Annotated in this window: 9 protein-coding genes; 2 read left to right on the top strand and 7 right to left on the bottom strand. The window is 70.2% G+C overall.

Going from position 1 to position 8674, the window contains the following annotated elements:
• Positions 1-126: 126 nt before the first annotated feature.
• Together LHJ74_RS33690 and LHJ74_RS33685 are read right to left on the bottom strand one after the other, a co-directional pair.
• A complete protein-coding gene (locus LHJ74_RS33690; protein WP_260222162.1) occupies positions 127-246 on the bottom strand; it encodes an SGM_5486 family transporter-associated protein in 120 nt (39 codons plus the stop codon).
• Between the two features lie 17 nt (positions 247-263).
• Positions 264-1547, bottom strand: coding sequence for a CynX/NimT family MFS transporter (locus LHJ74_RS33685; protein ID WP_260222161.1), 1284 nt, complete (start codon positions 1545-1547; stop codon positions 264-266).
• 88 nt (positions 1548-1635) lie between these two features.
• Here LHJ74_RS33685 and LHJ74_RS33680 point away from each other — a divergent pair, with 88 nt between their 5' ends.
• Positions 1636-2322, top strand: a complete 687-nt coding sequence (locus LHJ74_RS33680; RefSeq protein ID WP_260222160.1) for a FadR/GntR family transcriptional regulator — start codon at positions 1636-1638, stop codon at positions 2320-2322.
• Here the strand turns inward: LHJ74_RS33680 and LHJ74_RS33675 are convergent.
• The 4 genes from LHJ74_RS33675 to LHJ74_RS33660 form a co-directional block, all read right to left on the bottom strand.
• A complete protein-coding gene (locus tag LHJ74_RS33675; RefSeq protein ID WP_260222159.1) occupies positions 2303-3337 on the bottom strand; it encodes a Gfo/Idh/MocA family protein in 1035 nt (344 codons plus the stop codon). The genes LHJ74_RS33680 and LHJ74_RS33675 overlap by 20 nt on opposite strands.
• Before the next feature lie 12 nt (positions 3338-3349).
• Entirely contained in the window at positions 3350-4111 is a 762-nt protein-coding gene (fabI, locus tag LHJ74_RS33670; RefSeq protein ID WP_260222158.1) for an enoyl-ACP reductase FabI, read from the bottom strand.
• A gap of 5 nt (positions 4112-4116) precedes the next feature.
• A complete protein-coding gene (gene fabG / locus LHJ74_RS33665) occupies positions 4117-4851 on the bottom strand; it encodes a 3-oxoacyl-[acyl-carrier-protein] reductase (RefSeq protein WP_260222156.1) in 735 nt (244 codons plus the stop codon).
• A 172-nt stretch (positions 4852-5023) separates the two neighbouring features.
• Complete coding sequence (locus LHJ74_RS33660; protein WP_260222154.1) at positions 5024-5524, bottom strand: DUF1203 domain-containing protein; 501 nt, start codon at positions 5522-5524, stop codon at positions 5024-5026.
• A gap of 206 nt (positions 5525-5730) precedes the next feature.
• Here LHJ74_RS33660 and LHJ74_RS33655 point away from each other — a divergent pair, with 206 nt between their 5' ends.
• Positions 5731-5985 (top strand): hypothetical protein, encoded by a 255-nt coding sequence (locus LHJ74_RS33655; protein WP_260222152.1) that lies wholly within the window; start codon positions 5731-5733, stop codon positions 5983-5985.
• Here the strand turns inward: LHJ74_RS33655 and rph are convergent, their stop codons facing one another.
• A complete protein-coding gene (gene rph / locus LHJ74_RS33650) occupies positions 5986-8586 on the bottom strand; it encodes a rifamycin-inactivating phosphotransferase (protein ID WP_260222163.1) in 2601 nt (866 codons plus the stop codon).
• Positions 8587-8674 lie beyond the last annotated feature (88 nt).

Genomic DNA, 8674 nt, shown 5'->3' with positions numbered 1-8674 from the left:
GAGCGAGGAACGAGCGAGTGCAGCGCTGAGGAGTGTCGACACCGGGTACGAGCCCGCGGAGGCGAGCCGAGCGCACAGGAGGAGTGTCGACACCGGGTACGAGCCCGCGGAGGCGAGCCGAGCGCATTAAGAGGGCGCAGCCAACGTGGCGATGACGCCGATGACGATGAGGATGGCGAAGATCAGCCCGAAGATCTGGAGCAGTTTCTTCTGCCCGTTCGGCGGGTTGGGGTCAAGTACCGGCATGTCCGCCAGTGTCCCACTCAGCCGCCGTCCTCCACGCACCGGTCCCGGCCCGCGAAGACGCCGACCGTCATCTGCGCCAGCATCAGGCCCGTCATCAGCAGCAACGGCGCGTGCCAGCCGCCGCTGTGCTGCTGGAGGGCTCCCACCAGCAGGGGGCCGGGGATGGAGATCAGGTAGCCGGTGCTCTGGGCGAACGCGGAGAGCTTGACCACGCCGGCGCTGCTCCGCGAGCGCATGCCGATCATGGTGAGTACCAGCGGGAAGGCGCAGTTGGAGACGCCGAGCAGCAGCGCCCAGGCCCAGGCGCCGCCCGCGGGGGCGAACCACAGCCCGGTGTAGCCGGAGAGGCCGCAGATGCCGAGTGCGATGACGAGCGGGCCCTGGTGGCTCATGCGCGCGGCGAGCCGGGGCAGTACGAAGGAGAGGGGTATGCCCATGCCCATGGTGACGGCGAGCATCATGCCCGCGCCCGAGGCGGAGACTCCGGCGTCGCGGAAGATCTGCGGGAGCCAGCCCATGGTGATGTACGCGGCGGATGCCTGGAGGCCGAAGAAGACGCCGAGTGACCAGGCGGTGACCGATCTGGTGATGCGCAGGGGCGGCTGCTCGGAGGGTTCCGGGGCCGTGCCGCCGGCGGCCGTTGCCCGGTCTGCCCGTCGTCCGGCCCGTACGACCGCGCTCCATGGCACCACCGCGATCAAGCCGACCACGGCCCAGGCGCCGAGCCCTGCCCGCCAGCTGCCGCCCAGCGCGTTGGTCATGGGGACGGTGACTGCGGCGGCGCCGGCTGTGCCGAGGGAGAGCGCCATGGAGTAGAGGCCGGTCATGGGCCCGACGCGGTCCGGGAACCATTGTTTGACGACGACCGGCATCAGGACGTTGCTCACGGCGATACCGGCCAGCGCGATGGCGCTGGCGAGCAGGAAGAAGGCGGTGCCGCCCGCGAACGGGCGCAGCGCGAGGCCGAGGGTGATGGCCGCCATCCCGGCCAGCACCACGGAGGCGGGGCCCCAGCGGCGGGCGAGGCGCGGCGCGAGGCCGCCGAACAGCGCGAAGCACAGGGAGGGCACGGAGGTGAGGAGTCCGGCGACGGCGCCGCTCATTCCGAGGCTCTTCTGTACCTCCTCCAGCAGCGGGCCGAGCCCGGATATGGCCGGTCGGAGGTTGAGGGCGGCGAGCACGAGGCCGGCCACCAGCAGTCGCCGCGTCCAGCGGGAGGGTGCGGGGGTGACGGGAGTGGGGGCGTGCTCCGCCGGGGCGGGCCGCGCAACACTCTTCACATCATCCTTCGCCATATCCATGGACAGCATCATAGAATCATAGGATGAATTGACGCCAACTCGATTCCCGTCCGCACCCGATCCGCCGCCGCTTCCGCCTGGGAGAGTCATGCCGCTGAACTCACCGCACCGCTCCGCGCTCGCGGACCAGGTGATCACCTCGCTACGCGCCCAGATCTCCTCGGGCGAGTGGCCCGTCGGCTCCCGCATCCCGACGGAACCGGAGCTGGTGGACCAGCTGGGCGTCGCCCGCAACACCGTGCGCGAGGCGGTGCGCGCCCTCGCCCACAACGGACTCCTGGACATCCGCCAGGGCTCGGGCACCTACGTGCTGGCGACCAGCGAACTCGCCGGAGTCATGCACCGGCGCTTCGCCGGGGCGGACCCGCGCCATGTGGCCGAGCTGCGCAGCACGATGGAGGCGACCGGCGCCCGGCTGGCCGCGCGGCGCCGTACCGAGCAGGACCTGACCCAGCTGGACAGGCTGCTCGCACTGCGCGAGGCGGCATGGGAGTCCGGGGACGTCGGACGCTTCGTGGAGGCGGACGCGAACCTGCATCTGGCCGTGGTCGCGGCCTCGCACAACGAGGTGCTCACGGCCGTCTACGCCGATCTCGGCGATGTCCTGCGCGCGTTCCTGCGTATCGACGTCGGCGAGCGGCTGCTCCCCGAGGACCACCAGGACCACGCGCGGATGGTGCTGGCGATCCGTGCGGGTGACGAGGAGGCGGCGGAGCGGGAGGCAGGCTCGTACACCCGCCAGTGGGGCTGCGGCGTCAGGACGGCGGCCGTCTGACGGTGTCCCCCGCCGCCGCGCGGACCCGGGAGACGGTGACCGGCTCCCCCGTACGCCGGGACAGATCGCATGCCTCCGCGACATACAGCGCCTCCAGCGCGTCCCGTGCGGTGCACGGACTCGCGGCACGGCCCGCGGCAACCTCGGTGAAGGCGGCCAGCTCGGCGGTGTAGGCCGCCCGGAAGCGGTCCGCGAAGCCCGCGTACGGTGCGGCGCGCCGCCAGGAGATCCGGGGTTCGGCGGTCGGCAGCGGGGCGTGGTCGTCGAGCCCGACGATCCGGGTGCCCTCCGAGCCGCAGACCTCCAGCCGGACGTCGTGACCCGCCCCGTTGTAGCGGGTCGCGGTGGCGGTGGCCAGCACGTCGTCGTCGAACCGCAGCAGCGCGGCGCAGGTGTCGACGTCGCCGCCCTCGCGGAAGAAGGCGTCTGGGCGGTTCGCGCCCAGGGCGTAGACGGACAGGACCTCGCGCCCCGTCAGCCAGCGCATGATGTCGAAGTCGTGGATGCCGCAGTCCCGGAACAGGCCCCCGGAGGTGGGCAGATATGCGGCGGGCGGCGGCCTTCGGTCGGAGGTCGTGGCGCGCAGTGTGTGCAGCCGCCCCAGCTCACCGCCGCGCAGCGCCTCGCGAGCGGCGCGGTATCCGGCGTCGAAGCGGCGCTGGAAGCCGATCTGCACGGGCGCTCCGCCCGCCTCGGCCCGCTCCACCACGCCGAGCGTGCCGGGCACGTCCAAGGCCACCGGCTTCTCGCAGAAGACCGGCGTTCCGGCGTCCAGCGCCTGGTGCAGTAGCTCGGCGTGGACGCTGGTCGGCGCGGCGATCACCAGGCCGTCCGGGCGTGCCGCGAAGAGCTGCGCCACGCCCGGCAGGGCCGTCAGCCCCAGCCGCCCGGCGAGCGCCGGGGCCAGCCCCGGCGCGGGGTCGGCGACGAGCACCTCATCGACACCGGGCAGCGCGCACAGCGTCTCCGCGTGGAACGCGCCGATACGCCCGGTGCCGATCAGACCGATCCGCATGATGGCCTCCCGTCATGCCCCCATCATGTGTACACCGCCGTCGACGTGCACGATCTCGCCGGTCGTCTTCGGGAAGAAGTCCGACAGCAGACCGACGACGCCTCGCCCGGCGGGCTCGGGGTCGCTGAGCTCCCAGCCGATCGGCGCACGGTGGTTCCACACGTCGGCGAGTTCCTCGAAGCCGGGGATGGACCTGGCGGCCATCGACTTCACCGGACCGGCGGAGACCAGGTTGCAGCGGATGCCCCGGCTGCCCAGGTCACGGGCGAGATAGCGGCTCGTCGACTCCAGCGCGGCCTTGGCCACGCCCATCCAGTCGTACTTCGGCCAGGCGAACTGAGCGTCGAAGGTCAGCCCGACCACCGAACCGCCCTGCGGCATCAGCGGCAGGCAGGCGGTGGTCAGCGACTTCAGCGAGTACGCGGAGACATGCACCGCCGTGGCGACGTCCGCCCATTCGGCCTCCAGGAAGTTGAAGGCACCCTGCGGCCCGAAGGCGACGGAGTGCACCACGCCGTCCAGGCCGTCGACGTGCTCGCGCACCTTGTCGGCCAGACCGTCCAGGTGCTCCTGGTCGGTCACGTCCAGCTCGATGACGGGGGCGGGCGTGGGCAGCCGCTTGGCGATCCGCTCGACCAGGGAGAGGCGGCCGAAGCCGGTCAGCACGACCTCGGCACCCTCCTGCTGGGCGATCTTCGCCGCCTGGAAGGCGATGGAGGACTCGGTGAGAACGCCCGTGACCAGGATGCGCTTGCCGGTAAGGATTCCACTCATGACGATCAGTGACCCATGCCCATTCCGCCGTCGACAGGAATGACGGCTCCAGTGATGTACGCGGCCTCGTCCGAGGCCAGGAAGCGGACCGAGGCGGCGACCTCTTCCGGCTGTGCGTAGCGGCCCAGCGGCACCTGCCCGAGGATCGCCTCCCGCTGCTCGTCGGTGAGCACCTTCGTCATATCGGTGTCGACGAAGCCGGGGGTGATGACATTGCAGGTGATGTTGCGGGAGCCCAGCTCGCGGGCCACCGAACGGGCGAACCCGATCAGACCGGCCTTGGAGGCGGCGTAGTTGGACTGCCCCGGAGAGCCGGACATCGCCACCACCGACGAGATCAGCACGACGCGGCCGCGGCGGGCGCGCAGCATGGCGCGCGTGGCGCGCTTCACGACCCGGAAGGTGCCGGTGAGGTTGGTGTCGACGACCGAGCTGAAGTCCTCCTCGGACATCCGCAGCAGCAACTGGTCGCGGGTGACGCCAGCGTTGGCCACCAGCACCTCGACGGCGCCCTGCTTCTCCTCGATCTCCTTGAAGGCCTGCTCCACCTGCTCGGTCTCGGTGATGTCGCACTTGACGGCGAGGCACCCGAGTTCGGTGAGTTCGGCCGGCGGCTCACCGGTGCGGTAGGTGATGGCAACCTTGTCGCCGGCCTCGGCGAAGGCCCGGGCGATGCAGAGGCCGATTCCTCGGTTACCTCCGGTGACGAGAACCGAGCGACTCGGGTCCGAGCGACTCAACGGGACCACCCTTCCGTGCGAGGAGCACAGCCCATGGCGTAGCTGCGGGCCGTGTACTTTCCCGTGAAAACTATCGGGTGACCTCGTGTTCCGGGGAATCGGGCGCCGACAGCAGGCGGAGACGGTCCCTGTCGGGTTCCCACAGCGACCATCACCGCAAGCGAGGGCCGGGTCAGGGCCTGCGGATCTCGAAGTGGAAGCATCCGTACTCGACGGCCCGCACATGGACGAGCGCCACCTCGGAGTAGTCGAACGCCTCGCTCAGCGCCGTGTCGAACGCCTCGCAGGTGTCGAACGGCAGCTCCATCAGCCTGCCGCCGTGGATACGCCCCCGAGCGTCGTACCGGCGGAAGACGCGCAGCGCACCGGGCCGGGCAAAGGGGTAGGCGCCGCCGTTGCTCTCCGGCCCGCCGCACTCCCCCTCGTGTATGAAGACCGGCCCCTGCTCATCGTACGCCCCCGGATCCGCACCCGTCGCGGCGGCCCAGCGGCGCAGCGGCGCGTACGAGACCAGCGCGATCCGCTCGCCCACCCGGCTGAGTCGCAGACAGCAGCGCAGCACGGCGCCGCCCTCCTCGTCCCGGTAGCCGCGCGCGGGCACACCGGCGTCGTCGGTGTCCCTCAGCTCTTTGAGCGCGGCCGGGTCGACGGGCCGCGCGTGGAATGTCGTCATACCGCGAGTCTCGGCCCGCGCGACCCCCGACGCTGGCGGAAATCCGACGTCGCGTTCCGGCCTTCGTGTCCGCCCACGCGGCAAGCGGTTCAAGCGGTTCAAGCGGTTCACCCGAACAGGTGATCACTCGGGGAATTCGTGGTCACTCGCGCAGGCACACGCATACGCTGCGGCGTGGATGGCATTCACGCGCAGGGAGGCGCATCATGACGGTGATGCTCGAACGCCCGACGATCATAAGTGTCCCGCCCGGATCGCTCCGCTTCCAGGCGCTGTGCCGCACGCTGCTCACCATGGATGTGCCCGTGGGGTATCGGGCGGAGATCGTCGGGGGAAACATCGACTCCCGGCTGACCGTGCCGTTCGGCGAGCCCCTGCACATCCCCGCGCCGTTCGACTGCGACCTGGACACCTCCACCTTCCGCGCACCGACGGAGGAACAGGCGACCGAGGCCCCTTAGTCACGTCGTGGGGAGGATCTCGACGTACCCGTCGGTTCCGTTCAGTCGGATCCGCTGCCCGTCCTGGATCAGCCGCGTTGCGTGTTCCACCCCGACGACGGCCGGCAGGCCGTATTCCCGTGCGATCACCGCGCCATGGGTCATCAGGCCCCCGACCTCCGTCACCAGGCCCGTGATCGCGACGAACAGGGGCGACCAACTGGGATCCGTATGAGCCGTGACCAGGATGTCGCCCGGTTCGAGAGCGGCCTCCGTCATGTCCAGGATGATGCGGGCTCGCCCTTCGACGGTCCCGGCCGAAACCGCCAGGCCGACCAGCGCACCGGTCGGCAGGCCGTCGCGTCGGTACGCTCCGGTGAGGGCCTCACCGTCGGATGTGAGCACCCTGGGTGGCGTGAGCGCCTGACAGGACCTGAACGCGTCCTCGCGCCCGCAGATGAGCTGGTCATCAACCTGGTGCGTACGCACGGCGTCGTGGAATTCCTGGAACGTCAGGAAGAAGACGTCTTCCCTCTCGCGCAGCACGTCGGCGTGCACGAGGCGCTCGGCCTCGTCCAGCAGGGCCTGCTTGTACACGAAGTAGCGGCTGACCATGCCGTACTTCGGATACTCACGGTAGCCGGCGAACGTCCGGACGCGATCGATCATCCGCTTGGTTTCTTCGGCCTTCCGCTCCCCGTCCGGCAGGACCCGCAAGCGCTCGAGCAGTTCCCGTTCCTTCTTCCGCGCCTCCTGCCGCCCTTGCTCGAAGCGGCGCTGGCCGGCACCCGGCTCGAGGTTCTTGATGTGGGAGAGCAGGGTGGGCAGCAGCGTGGTGGGGCGTTCCCTCCAGCGCGGCCTGGTGATGTCGATCTCGCCGGCGCAGCGCATGCCGTACGTGTCGAGGTAGGCCGCGATGGTGTCGTGCGCTTCTCGTCCGCCGTCGAGTTCGGCCAGCTCGTCGAGGAAGCTCTCGTCCCCGGCATCGCGCAGAAAGGCGACGATGTCCGGATGCGAGCGGATCACGTCCGCGACGTCGAGGAGCGACAGCCCCATCTGTGAGGTGACGTTGTGGGGGACGGACTGTGCGAGTGTGTCGGCCGCGTTCTTCTCGCCCAGCCACTCCAGCAGTCTCCCGTTGAGCCACCACGTCGCTTCCATCCCCGCCATGATCACCTGCAGGCTCTGCGGATCGAACAGGAGCCGTTTGAGTTCCTGGATGTCCGCCAGAATGAAATCGAACAACGCGCTTCCGGACTTCGTCCGGATGTCGTGCTTCAACGCGGCGATGGACGCCTGGCTGCGCCCGATCAGCTCGGTGACGATGGCCGGATCGGTCGCGATCGGGGCCGGTGCGCCGCCAGGGACCGGCTCGCCGGGACCCTCGTCGGGGAGGGACGGGATGAAGTCGCCGCGGGCGAGGATGGTCTGCAGCGCGTCCCGGATCAGCGGATCGGACTTTCCCGCGGCCTCGAGGAGGCCGGTGCGGCTCGCCGGCGACGCGAGCTGCTGGGTGACGTCGACGAACAGTCTCCCACCGGCCTCGGCCATCGGCCGGGGGGTCGTCAGCTGCCAGAGGGACAGCCCCAAGGGCTTCATGGCGTCGGTCATCATCTGCTGATGACCGACGGAGAGGTAGACGCGGTTGGCTCGGTCACCGACCTCCGGGATGGGGAACAGCGTGGTGATCGGGCGGCTCTGCACGATCTGGAAGCCGTCGTCGGCCAGGCACCATTCGATGTCCTGGGGGCAGCCGAAGTGTGCTTCGATCCGCCGGCCCAGCTGCGCGAGCTGCACGACCTGCGCGTCCGTCAGCGCCGGCTGCTCCTGCTGCGCCCGCTCGACCGACTGCTCCTGTGTTCCGCCTCCCGGCGAGGCGTGGAGGGCACGCTGCTTGGTGGCGATCGCCTTGGCGACGATGCCGCCGTCGGACACCTGGTAGACGTCGGGGTTCACCAGGCCGGAGACCAGGGCCTCGCCCAGGCCGAGGCCGGCCTCCACGCAGGTGACCTTCCGGTTGGACGTGACGGGGTCGGCCGTGAAGAGGACACCGGCCGCCTGCGGGAAGACCATCTGCTGCACGACCACGGCCATGTGGACCTCGCGGTGGCCGAAGCCGTTTCGCAGTCGGTAGGTAACGGCCCGCTCGGTGAACAGCGAGGCCCAGCACCGGCTGACGTGCTGGAGGACCGCCGCCGGGCCCACGACGTTCAGGTACGTGTCCTGCTGCCCTGCGAAGGAGGCCGCCGGCAAGTCCTCCGCCGTCGCGCTCGACCGGACGGCGTAGGCGGCTCCCTCACCGAGCCGGGCGAGTGCGCTGCTGATCGCCGCCGCCACATCGTCAGGGACGGCGATCCCTTCGAGAGTCCGGCGGATTTCCGCGCTGCGCGTGCGAATCGCCTCCCGGTCGTCGGGGTTCAAGCGCGACAGCCGGGCCAGCTGATCGTCAACGGACGGTGCGTCCTCCATGATGCGCCGGAAGGCGTCCGTCGTCACGCAAAAGCCGGTCGGCACGTGGATGCCCTCGATGCGCGAAAGCTCTCCCAGATGCGCGCCTTTGCCGCCGATGACGGCGACCTGCGTCTGGTCGATCTCCCGGAGACCCAGCACATAGCTGCCCATCCGTTCACCCTCCCCTTCAGCCCGATCGGGCCTCGCCCCGCAAACCCGGTCCTTGCCGCAAGCTCGGGCGTATTCCCCGTGGTTGACA

Origin of the sequence: Streptomyces gossypii (assembly GCF_025165795.1) — a bacterium.
Taxonomy (GTDB): domain Bacteria; phylum Actinomycetota; class Actinomycetes; order Streptomycetales; family Streptomycetaceae; genus Streptomyces; species Streptomyces gossypii.
Note: the sequence above shows the minus strand (reverse complement) of the source record. Positions and strands in the feature narration are given on the sequence as shown.

Excerpts from the sequence above, each read along its gene's own strand:
- LHJ74_RS33690 (WP_260222162.1), bottom strand. The coding sequence starts at position 246 with ATGCCGGTACTTGACCCCAACCCGCCGAACGGGCAGAAGAAACTGCTC.
- LHJ74_RS33685 (WP_260222161.1), bottom strand. The coding sequence starts at position 1,547 with ATGGATATGGCGAAGGATGATGTGAAGAGTGTTGCGCGGCCCGCCCCG.
- LHJ74_RS33680 (WP_260222160.1), top strand. The coding sequence starts at position 1,636 with ATGCCGCTGAACTCACCGCACCGCTCCGCGCTCGCGGACCAGGTGATC.
- LHJ74_RS33675 (WP_260222159.1), bottom strand. The coding sequence starts at position 3,337 with ATGCGGATCGGTCTGATCGGCACCGGGCGTATCGGCGCGTTCCACGCG.
- fabI (WP_260222158.1), bottom strand. The coding sequence starts at position 4,111 with ATGAGTGGAATCCTTACCGGCAAGCGCATCCTGGTCACGGGCGTTCTC.
- LHJ74_RS33660 (WP_260222154.1), bottom strand. The coding sequence starts at position 5,524 with ATGACGACATTCCACGCGCGGCCCGTCGACCCGGCCGCGCTCAAAGAG.
- LHJ74_RS33655 (WP_260222152.1), top strand. The coding sequence starts at position 5,731 with ATGACGGTGATGCTCGAACGCCCGACGATCATAAGTGTCCCGCCCGGA.
- rph (WP_260222163.1), bottom strand. The coding sequence starts at position 8,586 with ATGGGCAGCTATGTGCTGGGTCTCCGGGAGATCGACCAGACGCAGGTC.